The sequence below is a fragment of the Stieleria neptunia genome (genome assembly GCF_007754155.1).
In the GTDB taxonomy this organism is placed as follows: Bacteria; Planctomycetota; Planctomycetia; order Pirellulales; family Pirellulaceae; genus Stieleria; species Stieleria neptunia.
In genome coordinates, this window is the sequence record NZ_CP037423.1 from 10,533,111 (window position 1) to 10,553,722 (window position 20,612).

Annotated in this window: 15 protein-coding genes; 4 read left to right on the forward strand and 11 right to left on the reverse strand. The window is 59.2% G+C overall.

The window, feature by feature from the left end:
- Positions 1–178 precede the first annotated feature (178 nt).
- The 6 genes from Enr13x_RS36185 to Enr13x_RS36210 form a co-directional block, all read right to left on the reverse strand.
- Positions 179–1,345: an ATP-binding protein gene (locus tag Enr13x_RS36185; protein WP_145391786.1), complete on the reverse strand. Its 1,167-nt coding sequence runs from the start codon at positions 1,343–1,345 to the stop codon at positions 179–181.
- A gap of 177 nt (positions 1,346–1,522) precedes the next feature.
- A complete protein-coding gene (locus tag Enr13x_RS36190; RefSeq protein WP_145391787.1) occupies positions 1,523–6,658 on the reverse strand; it encodes a DNA-binding protein in 5,136 nt (1,711 codons plus the stop codon).
- Positions 6,655–7,548: a DUF4132 domain-containing protein gene (locus tag Enr13x_RS36195; RefSeq protein ID WP_145391788.1), complete on the reverse strand. Its 894-nt coding sequence runs from the start codon at positions 7,546–7,548 to the stop codon at positions 6,655–6,657. The genes Enr13x_RS36190 and Enr13x_RS36195 overlap by 4 nt, the downstream gene beginning before the upstream one ends.
- Positions 7,549–7,975: 427 nt before the next feature.
- Positions 7,976–9,217, reverse strand: a complete 1,242-nt coding sequence (locus tag Enr13x_RS36200; protein WP_145391789.1) for a DUF1501 domain-containing protein — start codon at positions 9,215–9,217, stop codon at positions 7,976–7,978.
- Positions 9,218–9,321: 104 nt separating this feature from the next.
- The gene (locus Enr13x_RS36205) at positions 9,322–10,689 is read right to left on the reverse strand and encodes a DUF1800 domain-containing protein (protein WP_145391790.1); all 1,368 of its coding nucleotides are present in this window, start codon (positions 10,687–10,689) and stop codon (positions 9,322–9,324) included.
- 39 nt (positions 10,690–10,728) lie between these two features.
- A complete protein-coding gene (locus Enr13x_RS36210; RefSeq protein WP_145391791.1) occupies positions 10,729–12,507 on the reverse strand; it encodes a hypothetical protein in 1,779 nt (592 codons plus the stop codon).
- A gap of 213 nt (positions 12,508–12,720) precedes the next feature.
- On the opposite strand from Enr13x_RS36210, the gene Enr13x_RS39515 reads away from it, so the two are divergent.
- Together Enr13x_RS39515 and Enr13x_RS36215 are read left to right on the forward strand one after the other, a co-directional pair.
- The gene (locus Enr13x_RS39515) at positions 12,721–12,846 is read left to right on the forward strand and encodes a hypothetical protein (RefSeq protein WP_261344163.1); all 126 of its coding nucleotides are present in this window, start codon (positions 12,721–12,723) and stop codon (positions 12,844–12,846) included.
- A gap of 27 nt (positions 12,847–12,873) precedes the next feature.
- Positions 12,874–14,118, forward strand: coding sequence for a plasmid pRiA4b ORF-3 family protein (locus Enr13x_RS36215; RefSeq protein ID WP_145391792.1), 1,245 nt, complete (start codon positions 12,874–12,876; stop codon positions 14,116–14,118).
- A 5-nt stretch (positions 14,119–14,123) separates the two neighbouring features.
- Here the strand turns inward: Enr13x_RS36215 and Enr13x_RS36220 are convergent, their stop codons facing one another.
- The 3 genes from Enr13x_RS36220 to Enr13x_RS36230 form a co-directional block, all read right to left on the reverse strand.
- Positions 14,124–15,458 (reverse strand): enolase C-terminal domain-like protein, encoded by a 1,335-nt coding sequence (locus Enr13x_RS36220; protein ID WP_231743994.1) that lies wholly within the window; start codon positions 15,456–15,458, stop codon positions 14,124–14,126.
- 101 nt (positions 15,459–15,559) lie between these two features.
- A complete protein-coding gene (locus tag Enr13x_RS36225) occupies positions 15,560–16,300 on the reverse strand; it encodes a sulfite exporter TauE/SafE family protein (protein WP_145391794.1) in 741 nt (246 codons plus the stop codon).
- A 36-nt stretch (positions 16,301–16,336) separates the two neighbouring features.
- The gene (locus tag Enr13x_RS36230; protein WP_145391795.1) at positions 16,337–16,885 is read right to left on the reverse strand and encodes a Uma2 family endonuclease; all 549 of its coding nucleotides are present in this window, start codon (positions 16,883–16,885) and stop codon (positions 16,337–16,339) included.
- A 114-nt stretch (positions 16,886–16,999) separates the two neighbouring features.
- Between Enr13x_RS36230 and Enr13x_RS36235 the strand changes: the two genes are divergently transcribed.
- A complete protein-coding gene (locus Enr13x_RS36235) occupies positions 17,000–17,788 on the forward strand; it encodes a hypothetical protein (RefSeq protein ID WP_145391796.1) in 789 nt (262 codons plus the stop codon).
- Between the two features lie 136 nt (positions 17,789–17,924).
- Positions 17,925–18,461, forward strand: a complete 537-nt coding sequence (locus Enr13x_RS36240) for a Uma2 family endonuclease (protein WP_145391797.1) — start codon at positions 17,925–17,927, stop codon at positions 18,459–18,461.
- A gap of 5 nt (positions 18,462–18,466) precedes the next feature.
- On the opposite strand, the gene Enr13x_RS36245 is transcribed toward Enr13x_RS36240, so the two are convergent.
- Together Enr13x_RS36245 and Enr13x_RS36250 are read right to left on the reverse strand one after the other, a co-directional pair.
- Positions 18,467–19,708 (reverse strand): DUF1559 domain-containing protein, encoded by a 1,242-nt coding sequence (locus Enr13x_RS36245; RefSeq protein WP_145391798.1) that lies wholly within the window; start codon positions 19,706–19,708, stop codon positions 18,467–18,469.
- Positions 19,709–19,844: 136 nt separating this feature from the next.
- Positions 19,845–20,054, reverse strand: coding sequence for a hypothetical protein (locus tag Enr13x_RS36250; RefSeq protein ID WP_145391799.1), 210 nt, complete (start codon positions 20,052–20,054; stop codon positions 19,845–19,847).
- Positions 20,055–20,612: the final 558 nt, after the last annotated feature.

The following is a 20,612-nucleotide window of genomic DNA, read 5'->3' on the forward strand; positions in this document are numbered from 1 at the left end:
GAGTCGAGCGAAGCGAGGAGAGGGTTCTGTTTGCTGCTTGGCACACGACTCTGGCAGGTGAAGTAAAACTCACGATTCACCGTTCGACCTCCCCTCGCTGCGCTCGACCCTCCTGCCAGGAGGGTGACTTTCAAAAAAGCACGAACTCCACACGGGAGGGTGACGCGAGAAAAACGAGCTACATCGTATCATCCAGAACGCCGCGCATTTCGCTCAGCTTCGTCCACAGCGGTTCGCCGTTTTTAGCGCGGCGTTGGACGGGGCCGTCCCAGTATCCGAGCAATCGTTCGCGGTCCTTCGCGTCGTCCTTGAGCACGACGCCCAGCAGGTGTCCGGGCATCCGCGAGACGGGATCGAATCCGGAAGGAAAGAAGGCACTTTCGCGCATGATGGCGGTGGCGACCGCGACCGCTTCGGCGGTACTCATCACCGTACTCGGCCGATTGACCTGCCAGCCTTCGTCGGTGCGACCGCTGCGAAGGTCTCGAAACACCGTGACCAGCAGCTCGATCAACGACTGGTCGATCGGCTTGTCGCTGCCGGATTCCTGCAGCAGCGCGGCGGCGCGGGAGGACACCAATTGACATTCACGCCCGGCGTCAGAAATCGGCGCGATGGTTTCAAAATTGAATCGCCGCTTCAAGGCCGCCGACATTTCCGAGACGCCGCGATCACGTAGGTTGGCCGTCGCGATCAGAGAGAACCCCGGCGCGGCAAAAACGCTGGAATCCTCGTCGCCGAGTTCGGGCACCATCATGCGCCGTTCGCTCAAAATCGAGATCAATGCGTCTTGGACTTCGGGCAGACAGCGGGTGACTTCTTCGAAGCGGACAATCTTTCCTTGCCGCATCGCTTGCATGACCGGCGACGGCACCAGCGCCTCGGGGGTCGGGCCGCGGTCGAGCAACATCGCATAATTCCAGCCATAACGGATCTGGTCTTCGGTCGTGCCCGCGGTGCCTTGAACGGCCAACGCGCCGGTGCCGCTGATCGCCACAGCCAACAACTCGCCCAGCATCGACTTGGCGGTGCCGGGTTCACCGACCAGCATCAGCCCACGTTCACCGGCCAGCGTGACGACGCAGCGCTGGATGATGTCGCGGGGACCGACAAATTTTTCGCTGATCGCCAGCGCCGTCGACTTTTTCGTGCCGACCTTTTGGCCGTCGGTGCCACAGATGAAATCGACGATCGAAGCCGGCGAGAGCAGCCAACCCTCGGGGCGAGGATTCGAATCCGCGTCGCGCATCACCGCCAACTCCTCCGCATACCGGATCTCCGCCGGAGGGGCTTGGATCTTTCGCGTCGGTGGGGAAGTGGAGGCGGGAGTTTTCTTTTTTGCCATGGGCAGATGTGTCGGTGGGGAGGACAATGCTCATTTACTCGGGCTCCCCTCTCCCTCGGATTCCACGCGAGTGGAGCTCGCGTGGAATCCGAGGGAGAGGGGAGCCGTATGACATGATAGTGCCCTGTTACGCCGGCGAATGATTCGGCGGAGCGGCCACGGTTGGAACTGCACGCCTCACCCTCCCAACGTTTCTTCATAACGCGGCGCATCACCCTTGGTGACGCGTTGGTAGGCGAATCGAAACTGTGACGCGACGGGGCGTTTGCAAACCAACAACGCCGCGTTGCCGCCGCGCATCCGATCGGTTCCGTCGTGGCCGTACATCGAAAGTTTCCAGGTTTCCACCGGCAGATTGGGCAGTTTGAGCGGTTCCCATCCGCCGGGCAAAAAGATGTCCCGACCCGCGCGGCTGCGTTTGGCGCTGACCACCAACGCTTTGTCGACCAGTTCGGCCGCAGCCTTCTTGTATTCCGCGGTCTTCCAACCGTTCCAGGCTTGAATGTTTTTGGCCGTCGGATCCGGCAACGCCAGGATTTGCAGATACAACGTGGCGGCGTTTTCATTGATCGTGTGCTCCTTGGCGACTTGGGCAACCAAGTCGGGCACGCAGACGCGCGGGTCCTGTTCCCACGCACCGTCAGGAAAATCGTCGCCGAGGTTGGCGTCGATCAGTTCGCCCGCGACGTCGGACCGCATTTCCAACACAAACCTGGCAAACTCCAACATCCCCGATCCATCGCCTTCGTAATGAAACGTCATCTTCCCCGCCGCGGCGAGCATCGCGAAATCATCCGTCGTTCGCAGTTTCGACGTGCGGAAATGCAGCCGACAAACGGGTGGAAAGACGGCGCCAACGATCAACCCACTGTCGAACTCGTAGTGCCCGTCCTTCTTTCGTTGGCAGGGTGCAATCAGTTTTGAAAACTGGTCGACCGTCGCTTCGACATCCACTTTTTTGTCGCCGTACCAATCTTTTGTCGTGTAGGTCGCACCGAACGTCAACGTGGTCGATGGGTCATCCAACCAGGCTCGCGTCGCTTGGATCAACGCGGGGATCTTGCGTCGTGCGGGATCGCCGCACGGCGTCGCATAATTGACCCAGCCCACGGCATCCAACAACTGGGGCAGGACCTTTTGCAAGTCCAGTGGAGGTTCGGGGGTGTAGGTTGCATCGAGGATGTGTTGCTGATGCCGCTTCGATTGCGACGAGTACTGGAACGTCGTCTTGCGCGGCTCCAGAATATCTGACCCTTCGGGTTCGGACAGCAATCCTAAGAACGCTTTTCGGTCGAGCCGTGGATAGCCGAATCCGACGTGTTCCAACGGTGCGGCGGCTTCGGGGGAAAGCGTCACCGTCGATTCACGACGCTTTTTCCATGCGGCAACCATGCGGGCAAATGCTTCATTTTTGCGTTCGCCGATCGCCCCCGCTGGATCGTCCAACAGACCGGTGGACATCAACGACATCGGCAACGCCTCGCCGTCGAGGCCCGAGATGGCGGCTTTAATTTCGTTGAGTTTCCAACCGTAGTGCGATCGCAGTTCCTTGGTCAGCTTTTCTTGGCCGTAACGACTGGTCCGCAGATCCGCCATCCACGCCAAGCCGACTTGAACCGGTGACGCGCCGAGTTCCCGGGCGGCGTCGGCGAGCAACTCTGCATCCACCAGCGGCAGCGTTTCGAGCTTGCGGACCGCATCGACGAACGCGTTGACTTGCTTCGATCCCCAGGTGCGTTTGACCTCGATGGTCTCCAGAATCGAGTACGCCTTGGGCGGCTTCGGCTTGCCGGATTCGATGTATTCCAGCACGTGAATCTCTTCGTTGCCGTAGCCTCCGTACGAATACGCGATGTAGCGATGTTTTCCATCGGTAAACGCGACGGCTTTGTCACGCGCCGGCGCGTACGGTTTGTTCTTGTCCAGCTTGGCGTCGGCTTCAGAAAACCCTTTGGCGATGTAGTAGACGAACTTGCCTTTCCAATCCAGGATGCCGCGCTTAGCCAAGTAGACGAGTCCCTTGAGCCCCAAGCTGTCTTCGAATCGAGACTTGGCCGGCGCGTTCTCCGTCGCTTCGGTATCGGCCCCCACCGTGGACTGCGTCCAAAACCATTTCCAGGCCGCCGAACAGGGATCGTCGATCGCGGAGATCCAGTCGGGATTGCCGCCGGGGAGCTTTTGTTGGTTGCCGGTTTCTAAAAAGTTTGTGACGACCTCGATGTGAGCTTTGGATGCGGTAGACGCCCCATAGCGATAGATCCCGGGACGGTCCGAGCCGGGCCACGTGTAGATCAGATCGGCGACGCCGGCTGCCGAGGGCGCGAACTCCGGTTTTTCTTTCGACTCCGCCTGCGTTTCCTTCTCTTTGGGTGGTTCCGTGATCCGATCTAAAAAGCCTCCCAACGAGGCTTGTTCGGCGGCCATGATGCTGATGATTTTCCCGAGTCCCTTCTGCAACCTCGGCGGGGTGTCGGGCAACCATTTCGCGACCGCTTCGGCAACGGCATTGCGGTGGGGATCCGTTTCGGCTTCTTCCTTTTTCTTGCGCAGCGCTTGGTGTTGAGCGTTCCCGGCTTCGAGAAACAACTTGCATTGCTTGACCGAGACTTTGCGCAGTTTGGCCGACGCTTGCTTGGATCGGACGGTGTAGAAGTGAAAGAACCGGTGCGACAGATGCATCGGCTGGCCGATGCGATACCGATTTGATTTCTCTTGCAGCAACGCGATGCCGATCCCCGTTTCGCTGTCGATGACGGTCCCTTCGGCGGTGATGATCCAGTGGTGCTTCGATTCCGGTTTGTCCATGATCGCAATCGGCGTCTTGGCTTTTTCGAAACCGTATGGATCCGGCTCCAGCGTGCAGGTCCGGCCGTCGATTCCGCGTCCGATCGTGCGGCCGTCGCGCGTGGTCCGAACGCTCCAACCGAGCATGCCGTCGGCGATCCCCAACGGAGACGCGTCCATGCCGTCCGGCGTCGGCATCAGAAAACAGTGTTGCCAATCAACGGTGTTGCTTGCGGCAAGGTCTTGTTCGAACCAGCCCGGAACGCTCTCGCGGATGATTTTTCCGCTGATCGGATCCAGTTCGACCAGCGACGTCGTGCCGATCATCTCTCCGGAATCTGCGTGATAGTGGTACTGCGTCGGATCGGTTTTCTGGATCCAGCAACGCCCACCATCGCTCAACCAATGCGCCCAGGTCGGCAATCTCGTATCACCCGGTTTCAGCATACGGCTGCCAAAGAACACCCCGTCTTGAAACGGCATCCAGAATCCCGGCGGGGAGTACCAGTAGCCGCCGTCGAGTTTCTTGACGTCACCGGGGTCGCTGAGCCAACAGATCTTGCCTTCGTAGTTGGAGGTATCTCGGAACACGACCGCGGTGTCGTCTCCGACCGGCAAAACCGCCTGGGGCTCGGTGGACTTGGTGAATGAAAATTCGGCGCGAACCGTGTGGCCGGCAGGTCCGAATTCGTCGATCTTTCCGTCACGGGCGAAAATCAGCGTGGGAAACGATTCATAGAAAGAATCGTTCCTTCGCCGACTCTTGATCACCGGCAACCGATTCTGGTCATCGGCATCATCGAGTGGCTGCCAACCGTATTCATCCAAAATCCCGCCGACCAACGTACGCCGGAGCGTGCCGACCAGGTCCAACTTTCTCAGTCGTTTCAGCACGTCGGGAAACTGCGCGATCGTACTGCGTCCGATGGCCGAACGAATTTGATTCAACGTGACTTCGAAATCTGCCAGCCCGCCGGTTTCCAGAATCGACAATTTGTGATCCAAAAACTCCCACCAGATGTCTTTGAGCGCCTCGTGCCCGGCGGCGGCTTGGTCGAATCGACGCCCACCGTGTCCGTATTGGTCACCATGCCGACGCGTGGATTGGTCGCGGCAGATCAGGTTTGGAATCATGTTGCGTACCCGCGACGCAAACCGTTCATCGTCCAAGACGTGAACGAGCGATGAATTGCGACGCGGATGGTCGACTTCGGACTGCATCCAGCCGCCGAACCCGATCCCGGCACCTTGCGAAATGTCCGCCAGCGGGATTTGCAACTGCAAACAGGCTTCGATGACATCTACGTCGGCCGGTTGGGACGCCCAGCCTTGTGATTTCCCCAATTGCAACGGGATCGCCTCTTCACGAAGCGCTTCGGCGGCCGATTCGAGCAAGTCGAAGAAACGTTTCGGCGGAGGTGTGCTGGCCATCGAAAGTCGGCTGAACCAGCCCGCTCGGCCGCCGGGAATTTCGACGTCGTCTGGGAACTTGTCGGCCGGCAACGCGAGCAACCGCAGCACCTTCCATTTTTCAAGTTGATCGATCCATTTCCAAGCCGTGGACTCGGAGTAATAATTCGATTCGCAATTGGTATGGACCAGCAACCAAACGCCGAAGGAATCGGATTGCTTGACCAGGTGTGCGATCCGCTTGCCGACCGAAGACCAGAATTGTTGGGGGGCGCGCGACATCGACGGCGCGGAAATGATCTCCTTCAACAACCGATCGATTTCCGCATCGGGATCTTTGCCCGCCAGCTTTGCCAGCCGAACCAAATCTTTCGCCGCACCGGCCATCGGCGGCATGCCACCGAGCGTCCGCCGCACGAGCAAATCGCGAAACGTTTCAAAGGCCTCGTCGGGTTCGAATTGGTTTTCCAAGTCCTTGGTGTATTCGCCGAGTGCTTTGCCGGACAAGCAACCGCTGAGTGCAAATTCAAGCACGGCATCGCGTCGTCGTTCCCGGTCGACGTCGAGCGCGTGGACCCGTTCGGCTTCGAGTGCCTTGCCGAGTCCGCGTCCGGCGTAGGTGTGGTTGCCCAGCTCTTTGAAGATCCTGGCGGCCTCCTCCCAGAACGGCGGCAGAAAATGTCGGACCGATCGATTCAATTCCTCGGCCATTTCGGAGAACGCGTCCCAGGCGTGGCCGGGTTTCGATTTCGCCTTGCGGGCCGCCGCTTTGATCCGTTTGACCAACACCAGCGCGTCCTTGGCATTTTCCGGATGCGTGATCAACGCCCAACTGGCGAACCCCAGCGCGCGTCGGCCTTGAAGCGCCAGCGGCTTGCTTTCCCCGTCCGGTTGCAGCCCCAGAAACTCCATTGCCAAGTCTTCTGCCGGTCCCAAACGTTCGGCGCCCAGACGCACGATTTTGCGGTCGCCGAGAACCTGGCCCGTGTAGGTTCGTGCGACGACCTTTTCGGTGGCCTTGGGGTCGACCTTGGCTTTGATCGGCACCATGCCGCCGGCGACCAACTGAGCCTCGAGGGCTTTTTTTGATTTGCCGGTTTTTTTCGTGGCGACACTCATTGGTCATCCTCCGTGGCGTCGACTTTGCGTTTGGCGTAGATTTCCGAGGCCATGCGAACGCCTTCGCTGAACGTGACCGGACCGATCGAATTGATTTTCTGCGGCTGCTGACTCTCGTCGACGAACACCAATCCGCCCGTCCAAGTCGGTGATTCGGGGTATTCGTCCCCGATGAAATAACGAGCCTCGATCAGGGCGTTGTTTTCCCAGACTCGGCACGTCGCGTAGCCGCCGCGGACGGGATAACCCAAGCGGCGACAGTGCGAGGTGGCAAAGTTCAATTGTTCGAAGTGGCCGCCGGAAAAGTCGTTGATGGACGTCAGGTCCATCTGCTCTTGGGTCGGTTGATGGATCGGGCGATAAAGCTGGTCGATGGTTTGTCGGATCCCCAGGTCCCCGGCCAACTCACGCAACTCTTCCAGGTCACCGATCAGGATCGGGTGCGGCACGCCGAACGAATCGGTTTTGATCCACTGGGTTTCGCCGTCCAGATCGATCACGCCCAGTCCACGTTTTGCGTCGACGTCTTTCAGCAAGCCGGCGTTTTCCAGATCGAATGTTCCGCCAGCGACGGGCACGACCACCATGTTTTCGATGCAGTCACGCCAAGCCGAATCCGCCCAGATCTCCGTCAGCACGGCGCGTGGGATCGACAGTGATCGCAACATCCATCGCTCGACCGTGTGCAGACATTCCAGTTCATGTTCGGCCAACCAGTCGGCCAGGGCGAGCAACGACTCGGCCGTTTCGTTTTCCTTAAGCCACTTTGGAACCGACGCGAGCGATTTGCCTTTGGGGTTTTGACAGACCAACCTGCCCGCCCGAAGCCCCAACTTGTAATCCCGCTCGGCATCGACCCAAGCGTTCTCCTGCTTGACCGTTGACGCCATCTCCTTCCCCTCCGCTGTTTCCAAATCCCGCCCAATTTGTCTGACGTAGAGCCGCCGGGGGATATTGTGCCACATCGGGGACTGGATTTGTTGCGCGTTCGCTGAAGGTGTTGGCGGAACGGCGCGAGCGGGCTGTCGACTGAGTGAGCCGCGACGCGTAAGCGGCCGGGCACTGCGACGCTGCCCGAGGCCTTACGGCCAGCGGCTCACCATTGACTCGGCAGATCCCGATTAAAACGATAGCCCGCGAGCCGTCCGGTGGCAGCATCCCGGGGGACATCAATTGTATAAGTGGCGGAGTTGATCGTAGCGGAAGTCGTCAAGACTTTCGCGAGCCGCCAGCCCTCTCTGGCGTTTGCTTGCTGCGCAAACGCCGTCTCTCCCAGAGGGAGAGAATCTAAATGGGTTGCCAAAAGCTGCCAAAGCACTACGCCCCTGCAAATAACGGCAGCGTTTCATAGTGACCGCGGAGCACTCGATCGGGGTCGGTCCCCAGCCAGTCTTTCAGCACCGATGCGTAGACGCTGCGGAAATCGACGCTGTGTTTCAAGTCGCCTTGTTGCAGATCGTCCAGACGCGGTGCGGTGCCGATCAGGCCTGCGTTCAAGCCGCCGCCACACAGGAACATCGGACCGGCCGCGCCATGATCGGTTCCCGCGCTGGCGTTCTCGGCCACCCGTCGACCGAATTCGCTGAAGGTCATCACGCAGACGCGATCGGTGTGCCCGTGGGCCTTCATGTCACGGAGAAACGCCGCCACCGCGTCGCTCCACTGACGCAGCAAGATCGCATGCGTGTCGCCTTGCTGGGCGTGCGTGTCGAAGCCGTCCAGCTGCAAGTAATAGACCCGCGTCGTCATCTCCGCGCTGATCAATTGAGCCACCAAACGCAACTGATCTGCCAAACGGGACTGGGGGTATTTGATGTCGGTCTGATACCCCTCCGCCGCCGCGGTGACGCGTTGGCTGGCAGAGATCGCGCCCTGGGTGCTCGACTGCAAAAAACCGAGCAAGTCGCCGCCGGCTTGGTCGGCCGCGGGTGTCGGCGGCCCGTTAAGCAGCCGACGCAGCGCCGGCGAGTCGGCACCGCGAAGCTGGAAGGCTTCGAGTTGTTTGACGGTCGGCACACGGATCGTCTCCGAGGCGAGCGCGAACGGTTGCTGCTGTTCACCGAGGTGCAAGGCGGGCACATCGCCGCCGTCGGCGGCGGTGAATTGTTCCAGGGCGCGTCCGATCCAGCCGTCGGTGCGAGACTGATCCTTACGCACACAGCTGTGCCAGATGTCCATCGATTCAAAGTGCGACCGGTTGGGGTTCTCATAGCCGACCCCTTGAACCACGGCGACCTGTCCGTCGTCGAGCAAGTCCTTGATCCCACGCAATGACGGGTGAAACCCGAGATCATCATCGATGGCCAGCACCTCGGATCGGGGCACGGCCAACGTCGCTCGGGCGGCGCGATAGGCGTCGTCGGCGTAAGGGATCACCGTGTTCAGCCCGTCGTTGCCGCCGGAAAGCTGAACGACGACCAGAATCCGATCTTCGTCACCGGTGGCCGACTCGGCGGCGTGCAAAAAGCAGCTCGGCAGCGAGGAACCGATCCCGATCGCCAGCCCACCGCCCCCTGACGTGTAAAGAAAACGACGTCGATTTGTCCGTTCAGAAAACATAAGAATGTCCGTCAATAAGGAGGTTTTCCAAGTGGGATAGGCTTCCAGCCTGTCAAATTCCAACGCTGACAGACCGACAGACCTGGAAGCCTCTGCCACTGTTTTCAGGCGAGTTGAAATTCGGGGAGCGAGCAAACGGCGTGAAGCAGTCGGCGATAGTTTTTCTCAGGATCCTTGCCGAGCGAACCGAATTGCACATTCAGTTGCCGACGCGTCGCCGGGTTGATCGGCACCGCCATCAGACAATGTTCAAAATGGTCGATCGCGTGATCGGCGTCGTGGATGTCATGGTCGGCCAACGATTGCGTCAACGATCGGCCGTCAAATTTTGTGTCTTCGTCGGACAAGAGTTTTTCGAACAGGTTGGCCCGCCCGAGTACGGTCGAAGAATTGATCCAGGCCCGGCCTCCGTCCCAGCCCTTGACATTCGGCGGGTAGAACAAGCCTTGGCCGATGTCGCGTAACCCACGTGCAACCAGTTGGCTGTTGGTCGTTCCATTTAAACCACGCAACATCCCGATCACGAGTTCGACCGGCGACTTGATTTTTCTGGCCCGGGCATGTGCTGAAAAGAACAGATTGCTCGAAAGCATCAGTTTGAGCACCGGAGCGATCTGCAAGTTATTCTCGCGCATCGTCGCCGCCGGGATCTCGATCAGATCGTCGGTCAACTCCAGCTCGTCGGCGATGAAGTACCGCGCCAGTTTCCGGCAGATGAAACGCGGCATGTCATCGCGTCCGACCACGATTTCAACGGCCTGCTCGCCATCAAACGCGCCGCGTTTTCCCAGGATCGACTTTTCGCCTTCGTCGTGTTGATAACGGTTTTTGCGAAATCGATCGCGACGGATTTCCCAACCGGTGAAGCAACGTGCCAGTTCGACGACGTCGGTTTCGCTGTAATGCCCTTCACCGAGACAAAACAATTCCATCAGCTCGCGGGCGAAGTTCTCATTCGGATGCGACTTTCGATTCGACGTTGAATCCAAATAGATCAACATCGCCGGGTCCTTGGCAATCGCTTGCGCCAACGCTTGAAAGTCGCCGAGGGCATGTCGACGCAGCAACTGGTTTTGCCGCCACATCATCGCCGAATCTTTGACCTTGTCGGCGCCGGTGGCGAAATGGCCGTGCCAGAACAGGGTTGTTTTTTCCAGCAGCTGCGCCGGCGTGAACAGCAACCGATAGACCCACGCCGCCGACAGCTTCATCGGATCGCCGCCGGCCAACAGGGTTTGGGCGAGCGAATCGGCGACGGCGCGAAAGTCCGACGTTTCCAGATTCAGCGCGATCAGTTCGTCGACGACGTCGTGGGGACTTTGGGCGACCGCTTCGTCCAACAGCTGCAGGTCGGCGCCAAAACCGGCGCGACGATACAGGTGCGCCGCGAGTGATCGATCCCAGGGTTGGGAATCACTCGGCGTGAAGGGTTGCCACGCCCAAATGGGATCGATTTTGGTCTCGACAGCCATGGAATGTTGGTGGTGATTGGGAGGGTGGGAAGATTTTGGCTACTTCGATTGCAGTTGTACGTCCGTCGTCAGTTTCAATTGCCCCTCGTCCACGTCCAGCTCCACCGTCACCTCCTTGAACAAGGCCAGGAGACCGAACAAGACATCGATTTCGGCGTTGGCTTGGTCCGGACCGTGCCCTTTTTCGAGCATGTTCTGCGCGACGAGTTGCTGTTTGTTGTCACGCAAGGTATCGGCCAACGCGTCGGCATGCAGCACCGCAACCGTGTTGGGATGCTTCACCTTCGATTCCGATGGAGCGGATAACCCGGTGAGCGTGCGTGCCAGGGGCGTGCTGCTGGAGACGATCATTCGCTCGCCGGCAAAGGCGATGGTCGGGGAAAAGTTGTAATTGATCGGCACGGCGGCCAATTCATCTTCGTCGCGCGGCGGGACGTAGGTGGCGGTGACCAGGGTTGCCGAATCGGCTTGCTCGAAATCCAGATCCAATTGCGGTTGCCCCTGCATCGCGCCGACCACGTTGATGAATCCGACCACGTTTTGGAAGACTCTGCGAAACTCCCGCGTGGTTTCTTCCGGGGTCCGCATCTGGAACTGCATCGCAAAGGCCGGCAACTTGATCGCCGGTTGCGGCGACGCGGCATCGAATGTTTGCCGCTGCACGACCACCTGGATGCCGGGCAACAACGATCCCAAGATATCCTCACCGAAATCGCGTCCGGAGAAGAATGTGGTCAGGTTGGTGTCCGCCTGGGCGAGGTCCTCGTTCGCCTTGTCGGTCATCAGATCCGGTGCATGCAACCACATTTGCGAGAGGTCACGGTGGGTGCTGATCGCCAGAAGTCGGTCGGGGACTTGGAGCAGCGGCGGTGCCGAGGCGCCCGAGTCTTCGCCGAAGAAGTATTCACGACCGGACTCCCATTCGCTCTGGTGGGCAGTTGCCAGGGCCAGTCGGACACCGGACCGATGGATCTGCAGCGTCGCGACGGCCGAAGGTGTGTGGGCCAGGTTGGCGACGATCCCGCCGAACAACGCTTCGGCAGCGACGTTTTCGGTTTTGCCGGCGTACAACTTGGGTGCGACCCCGGCGCTGCGAATCGTTTCGACGTCGACGTAGGCTTTCAGCGACGCGTCACCGGCACGTGCCATCGCCGTCGTAAAGGAATCCGACGCGGCGAGCGAATGTTTGTCACCATCGACGTAGCGATCGATGATGGATTTGCCCAGTTCGGGTTTGTTGGTCATCAAGAACCACTGGTCGACGAGCGCCAACTTGATGTTGTCGTTGAGCGAGTAGGCGGTGAAACCTCGATAATCGGCTTGCCGGGCGATGCCAAACTCCCCTTGGCCGAGCTGGGCGATCGCCAGCACGACGCCGCGAAAACGTTCCAGCTGTTCACGGCTGGAGGACTTGATCAGCAGCGCCGCACCTTGAGTCGGCGCGTCAAAGGCCAAGTGAATCCCGCCGTCGGTCAGCACGCTGAGGGCTTCATCCCAGGGACGCCCCATGCCGCCCTCGAACGCCGCGATCCCGTCGCGCAACGGTCGCACTTGATCCGAGCCGCCGATCGCTCGAACCGCGGGCATGTCCTGGATCTGCTGACGCAGCGGATGTTCGGTGACCAGTTCGATCACGTCCCCCAGTCGTGCAACTTCCGCATAGGCGACGACGCTAGCGGGCAGTAATTCGGCCGCGGTACGCCGGTCGCCCTGGTTCGTATCTTGGCCGATTGAGGGACTTGCCAAGAAGACCGAAAACGCAAACGCGGCAAGAGCCCCGTGCGAACGCCGGGCGGGCGACAATGCTGGGAAGGTCATCGGGCGAATCCTGGATGGCAAGGGAGAGGGGTGATCGATCAGCATATTCGGTGATTCGACCGGCCAGGGAACATCTTGCGTAACCGATTGTACCAATGCGGCCGGGCGCACATCTCGAAAGTCACTCTTCCTAGCAAGCATGGATGTCGACACATCCTTGATGTCACCCTCCCTGGCAGGGAGGGTCGAGCGAAGCGAGGGGAGGGTCGAACGATGAATCACCGATCCAACTTCGAATGCGTCAACTCCAGCGGCACGGCCTTCGAGCGACAGACAATTTTTCGACTCGATGCCTATAATGATCGTCGTCACGCCACCGCACCACACCGCCAAGTTTGAATTGAATCCGAGGAAGACAGCCGTCACATGAAAATTGCCAAGGATGTCCGCAGCCTGTATTCACGGGACGTAGCGCCCGCCGAAAAGTTCCTCCGCTCGTTGTCAATCACAGACGACAAGCCCGGAACCATCGTGCGTGACGCCAATGCCTTGCTCGATTTCCTTGTCGGGCCGCCGACCCCGACCAGCAATCAGCACTTCGTGCTGCCGATGAAGCTGCTAAAGGAGGCGAATCAACGGATGGCCGAACCGCTCGAGAACCGAATGGCCCGGCCCCAGCTCCGATCTTTCCCCACGCTGGTCGGGCTCTATCTTCCGCTGCGATCGATGGGCTTGATCACGACCCAGACCAAGCCCAAACGGGCTATTTTTGTGGACACCGGACTGCACGAGCGTTGGAAGGGATTGAATCCGACGGAACAATACATCGCCCTGCTTGCCGCCTGTCTGTTCCAAGCCTCCGCCGCATCGATCGGCTACGACGCGCGTTGTACAGGACGGAGACAACACATGGCGAGTACCTACTCAATGCTGAGCGACGTGCAAACGAGTCATCCGGGTGAATCAGGCTTGATGCTTGATTCATGGGAGAACAAAATGGACTTGGCGATGCTGCATGGGTTCGGATTCGTCAAACTGGAAATGGAATCCAACGTCAAAGAGGGGAAATCCGCCGAGATCGAGGAAGTCACACGGTTGCCGCTCGGTGACGCTGCCTTCGTTGCCTTGTTCAACGTGTTGAAATGGTCTGACGACGAAGACGACTTCTACGACACGTGCCGAGCGCTGTTTCCGGATCTGAAAGAGCGCTTGACCGCTGCGGCCGCGGAATTTCAACCGGGCGAATATACACTGAACGTCTCTGTCGGCGATTGCTCGCGAGTCTTCGTCGCCCCTGCCGAAACCGACCTCGACTCCTTTGCCTACGAGATTTTGACAGCGTTCAATTTCGACGACGAACACTTGTTCCTCTACGAGTATCGCGACCGCACCGGCATCAACCGCAGGATCCTCGATGGCCGGCTGGAGGACGGAGAAATGTTCGCCGACGAGACGCGACTGGGGGACTTGCCGTTGGAATCCGGCGAGTCGATTGCGTTTGATTACGACTTCGGCGACACGACACGTTTCTCGATCACGATCGAGAGCATCAGTGATCAACCTTCAAAACGCAAGAAACCCAAAGTCACCCAATGCGTGGGCGAGCCGCCGTTTCAGTACCGGTGGCAAGAACAGTACTACGACGACGAGGAAGACGTTGAGGACGAATAATCCGCTCACTTCGGTGCAACCACAGCCTCGAACGCCACGCCCTTTCTGGTTGGATCTCTTGTTTTCCAAACCTCGCCGTCGGGAAAACGGTGCTGGTCGATAAACGTCGGCAGGAATTCCAGTCCCCAGCCCGCTGCGGTCGGGGTGACGTAACAACCGTCGCGCGTCATGACGGGATGCTCGACGGCTTCCTGCAAGAAATCGATGTATTCGACCAATTGTGTGTCGGAGTGTCCGGCAACGGCGATCTGGTCCCACATCCCATAGTGCTGGATCATGTTGCACAACGCGATGCCGCCGCCGTGGGGACACACGGGAACGCCAAACTTCGCCGCCATCAAAATGATCGCCATCACGTCGTTGACCCCGGCGACGCGGACGGCATCGATCTGGCAATACTTGATCGCGCCACTCTTGAGCAACTGTTTAAAAATGACGGGCGAGGCGGCTTGTTCACCGCAGGCAAAACCGAAATCCGCATCCGCAAAGGTCTCGGCAAGTTCGACGTAACCGAGCACGTCATCGCGAGCGATCGGCTCTTCGATCCACTTCAACCCGTACGGACGATAGCGTTCGATGTGACGCTTCGCCTCGCCGAGTCCCCAGTACTGATTGGCGTCAACCATCAGATTGCATGACGGCCCGATCGCGTCGCGCATGAAACGAATCCGCTGCACGTCCCGATCCGAATCCTGTCCGACCTTCAGCTTGAACGAATCGAAACCTTGCGTTTGCAGTTTGCGAATCGTGGCGAGAATCTGATCGTCGCTGAGCCCCAACCAGCCGGCGGTGCAGTAGGCCTTCGGCCCGCGCGGATTCATTTCGGATTCACGCCGCGCCACATCGGATCGACGCGCTCGCAGCATCGCCACCGCTTCGTCGCGGCTGAGCGCGTCACGAATGTTTCGCCAATCGATGCAGTCGGCGACGAACTCCGGTTCCAGATCGACCAACAATTTCCAGAGGGGTTTGTCGAGCGACTTGGCCCACAGGTCCCACATCGCATTTAACACTGCGCCGGCCGCCATTCGGAACACGCCGTCGTGCAGCCATCGCAATTGATGGTGATCGATCAAACGTCGATACAGATCGATCGGGGCCGCGGCAAAGTCCTGGAGATCGGATCCGATGATCAACTGGCACAGATCCCGGATCCCGTGACAGACCCAATCCGTCCCCGCGCCCACGGTGAAGACCACCGAAACGCCCCGCAATCCGGCGTCGGTTTCCAGGTGCAAGACGGCTGACGAATAGTCGGGTTGCTTGTGAAACGGGTCGGACCCGAGCAATTGGTCGGAGGTGGGAACGCGGAGGTCGATGACATCCGCTGAAGTGATCATGATGCGAGGGCTGGACATAGCGAAAGCAGGTCGTCAAAAAACAATGGTGGTTCATCGCGAGGCCGCGTCGTGCGGCCCCGGTGCCGCAGTCTAACCTCTCTTCATCCCAACCATTGGAAAATGCTGGTCACGATCAGCTTCAAACCGGTCGCGATCATCACCACGATCAGGAACCCGAAGATCAGGCGGTTGCCTTTGCGGATCGCCAGCTTTGCCCCCACGACGCCGCCGGTCACGTTGCCGACCGCCATCACCAATCCGGGCAGCCAGTCGATCAAGCCATAAATCGCGAACATCACCGTCGCCGCCAGCGTGACCAAAAACCCGATCCAGTTTTTGACCGCGTTGGACGCGACCAGATCGCCACTGTTGGTCAGACTCATCGCCAACAAGACCAAGATCCCCATCCCGGCTTGGATAAATCCGACGTAGATGCCGATGGCGAAAAAGACCGGCTTGATCCACCGCCTGGAATTTACCGAACCCACGTTCGCCGCGGCGATTCGTTTCGGGTTGAGCATCAGCACGACCGCCATCACCAAAAAAATCGCACCGAACACGGGCTCAAAGGCATCCGGCGGCAAATAGACCGCCAGCCAAGCCCCGACCGGCACACCCAGCATCGTCGGCAGCGTCAAACGGTTGGCGAGCTTGTGATCCAGATGCCCGTGCTTGTGAAACGTCGCGACGGCGGCCCCGCTGGAGAACAGCACGGCGACGCGATTGGTGCCGTTGGCTATTTTCGGATCCAGTCCGAACAGCATCAACGCCGGCAAGGTCATGAACGACCCTCCGCCGGCAATCGTGTTCACGACGCCGGCCAGAAACCCGGCAACGATCAGAAGGAGATACCAGACGACGTCACTGACCCTTTGTGATTAAAGAAAAAGCTCGTCCAATGCCAGCACGGCATCGGGCTTGCAAGTCGGAGTCAGTGTGCCGGGAACCGAGACGATCCGTTTGGAATGAAAGCGATTCTCTCGAGAATCGGTGAAGACGTGGATCGCTTTGGCGACACAGTCGACGACCCAATATTCGGCGACTCCGGACTCGGCATACAGGTCGGCCTTTTCGCCAGTGTCGCCAGCCAAACTGGACTCAGCGACTTCGATCAGCAGCAATACATCGGACGCCTTGGGGCGACGTGCCGCATATCGCCCCGGTCGCAGCCACGTGACGTCAGGCTCCGGGCGACTGTCGCCCAGGTCAATGCTCGACTGGACACGCACCACACAGTCCTCCGGATCGGTGACGCTGGTCGACCAACGGGTCAGGTAATCGATGTAGTCTTCGTGGACAGGACCGGCTGGACTCATCTGTCGCAACTCTCCTCGGATCAGTTCAATCTTGCGGTCCATGCCGACGAACGCGCCCCGCTGGATCATGCGATCGTATTCAGACGCGGTCAGCCGAAGTGCGGTGCTCATGAAAACGAAGTCTTCCAAGGGCTGGAATTCTGATGCGGTGAAACGGGCATCCCACTACTATAAACCACCGCGGAAAATTTCGACATCCGAAAAACACGGCGGAACGCTCGACCGATGACCGACCACGCCAAAGAGTATTCACTGTTGCCGTTCGCGATCTGTCAAGCCTGGCAATTGGAAGTCGGCTACGAACGCTCTTTTAAAGTGGTGCAGGGCCGCGTCTTGGCGAACCGATATTTGATCGGGATTCCGACCGCGACGCTGACCCACGAGCGTGCCCGTGAAATCGCTCGACGATTGGGGATGCCGGAACTCGACGACCAGATCTTTTGGAGCCTGTACCCGGACGCGAACCTGCTGTTGATCGGATTCGAAGATTCCGAGCCGGGATGCGTGTTCAAGCTGTACCTGGAATTCGATGACCAACCGATCGTCGTGGCGGAACATTCTGCCGGGCCGTCGTTGCGGTTGCATCGCGGCGTGAAGTGGAACGTCGGCGGTGTGCCGAAACCCCGCGCCAGCGATTACGTCTGGATGAAGGGATGTCGTCTCAGCGAAATCGGGCAGCACATCGATTCGGTCATCGGCGGCATGTCGATCGAGAGCGAATTACGTGAACTCATCCAGCATGCCACGCGGGACGTCGCCGGAGATTCATTGAGGTATCTAGAAGTCGTCGAAGGCGGCAGGCGATCGTTTGATCTCAATCTTTACGCGACCGGTCTGCAAGTCGGTGCGGTGATGGGGCTTTGCCGCGCGGCGTGCGTCCGGCTGGGCGTGCCCGCCGAACCGATCGATCGACTCGCAGCGATCGTGGCGAAGCGACCGCTGGGGCATCTCGCCGCCGGTCGCGACTCCGCCGGCAACGAGTTTTTCACGATCTATTACGAGCCGTCGCCCTGATCGACCATCCACGACGTTTCCTGTTCAACGTGGTGCGTTCCAGCTGAAAAAGCTACACTGTAACGGGTCAGACCGAGAGGATCGACAAGCGTCACGAGAGGAAGGACAGGCCCCGCCAGACACCCGACACGACACGATGAGCACAGAGATTCGCAAGCTGACCTACCAGGACTATGTCTGTTTCCCGGATGACGGAAAGCGGCATGAAATCATCGGAGGAGATCATTACATGAATCCTGCACCGAGCACCTATCACCAATACGTCTCACGGCGATTGCAATTTCAGTTGTACTCAAAGATCGAACTTGCCGAACGGGGCAGCGTCATCGACGCGCCGGTGGATGTGCAGTTGACCGACAGCGATATCGTCCAGCCGGATCTCGTGGTGGTGCTGAAGAAAAATCGGATCATCACGCCATCCAAGGTGAAAGGCGCTCCGGATCATTTGATCGAGATTCTTTCCCCGTCGACCGAATCGAACGACAAGACGCTCAAACGGGCGCTCTATGAGCGGACGGGCGTCGGTGAATACTGGATCGTCGATCCATTCGAACAGACCGTGACCCGATTGGTTTTAGAAAACGGCCGCTACGTCGAACAAGCCGTGACGGGAAAGCGAATTCCCGTCACGTACTTGAACGATGTCGACGTCGACCTGAATCAAGTCTGGTAAGGCAACTACTGGTTGAGTTGCTCTTGGATCGTCTCGTTGTTGGCGCGCGTGCCGAGTGCTCCCCACAGACCGTAGGGGCTTTGCGAACCCGGCGCGCGGGCGCCGGTTCCGTTCCAGATCACCATCGGGCTCTGCTTGCTACCGGCTTCGATCGAATCGGTGATGAAGATGACCGCACCGTCACCCATCAAGACGTGCGCCCCACCCTGGTGCCGACTGCTGGGGCTATAGATCCCCGGACGCCAGGTTCCGCCACCGCTGCTGCAGATGGGGCTGTTGGGCGGCAGGATGGTGGTCACACCGGTATGGACGCAATAGCCGCTGGACCACTTGAACCCACGTTGCCCCTGGGTGCCCCCGGTCAGTGAAGCAGCGGGATCCCAGAATTTCGGACGTTCCGGGTCGACTTCGGCGGCACAGATCGAAGGGTCACTTTGAAGCGACGCCAGGTTGGTCATCCGGGCGGCCTGCGTGAACACGGCCCGGTCACCCAGATGAGTCGCCATCTCGCCCGCCATGATCGTATTGGACAATCCGTCCAGCGTGTCGCGGAATCGCATGTTCACGCGAGGGAAGAACATGCCACGACAGGTCGCCTTGGCACGCGGAGCTGCGTTCCGGTTCGGCTGGCCATTTTGATTGATCCCTCCGGTGTTTTGATACTGGAGCGCATCGCCGACACAGACGCCGTAGTTGGTGCGGCCTTGGGCCGGCAAACCGTTGCCGGGGTCACTGGGGCAGCGCAGCATCGGGACCGTCGTCAGCCAGGGGTCATACTGATAGCGACCGTGTTGGGCCAAGCTGATGTCCGCGTTGGGGCCCATCTCGCTGAACTCGTATTGCCCCGCCGCCGATGCGGGTTCTTTGACACGGAACGGATTGCTGATTTGATCCCACAGCCCTTGTTGTTCGACGAACGGTGCCAGCTGAACCAAGGAACTCAGGTTGTTCAAATTGTTCCCGCCGAAACTGCCTCCGATCGTTCGGGGTTCACGTGACTGGGGATTGTTGGTTCCGTGAACGCGAGATGTCCCGCCACGGATGGTGGGCAGCCGCTTGTAGGCGGAATGATAGTTGTGAATCCCCAAGCCGATTTGCTTGAAGTTGTTACTGCAGCTCATTCGACGTGCTGCTTCGCGCGCCGCTTGGACGGCCGGCAAGAGCAGCCCGACCAAGATACCAATGATCGCGATCACGACCAGCAACTCCACCAACGTGAAGCCACCGCGTCTGGAACGGATGTCCATGGGAAATACCTCAAAGTACGAATCAAAAAAACAATACGAATCGTTGTCCCCGTCCGCGCACGCAGCGATCGCGGGGGATTGGAACGCAACCAGAATCAATTCAAAAAGAAAACGAGCGATCGCCTCAACCGGTGTTTCAGCTTGCCGCCTCGTTCTCGTCCTCTTCGGACCCGGCTTCATCCGGATTGTCTTCACGCTCCTCGGGATGCTCTTGAAGGTACGCTTCAACAGCCCCCAGCTCCGGGCCCTCGGACTCCGTCATGTCCTTGCCACAGCCAGACATCGGCACCGCGAATGAGATGAACAAAAGAATGAGCAAGACATGAAAAATCGATGACGAACGCATGTTGCCGACAACCCTTGGGATGAGATGAAAAAGAAACCGCTCGGCGGCTGAACCACGTGACTTGCGTCTCGAGCTCGCCCACCCGGTCCGAATTGGGTATCCCTAAACATACGGCAATGACAACCGTCGTTGCGTGTTAAATTTTCAGCCCCTGACCGACAAACAACACATTTTCCCGGCGAACAGGCGTCACCCGCTTGATGAATGCAAGACGCGCGTCAACACGCACACGCAGTGGTTCATCCACGCACGGACAGCTCGATGCTTGCTAAACCACGTGTCCCATCTTCATTCCATCTGAATCTCTGATTCGCTGTTTCCCAAGCCTGACGATCGAATTCGATCCGCGTCCGACGCGGACTGGGCACAACGATTGCACGCTCGGGGGACGCCCCAATTCTTTGTTCCGGAACACGTTCTCGTCCCGCATTTCGCTATAACTAATGCTGCACGCTCCAGGGTGGGTCCCAGCTAGTTCGCACGGAGCGTTATTCGACTGGAGTCAATGCTGTGAGTCTAAATCACCGGCCGTCGGCTGCGCGGAGCGCACACGGCGCC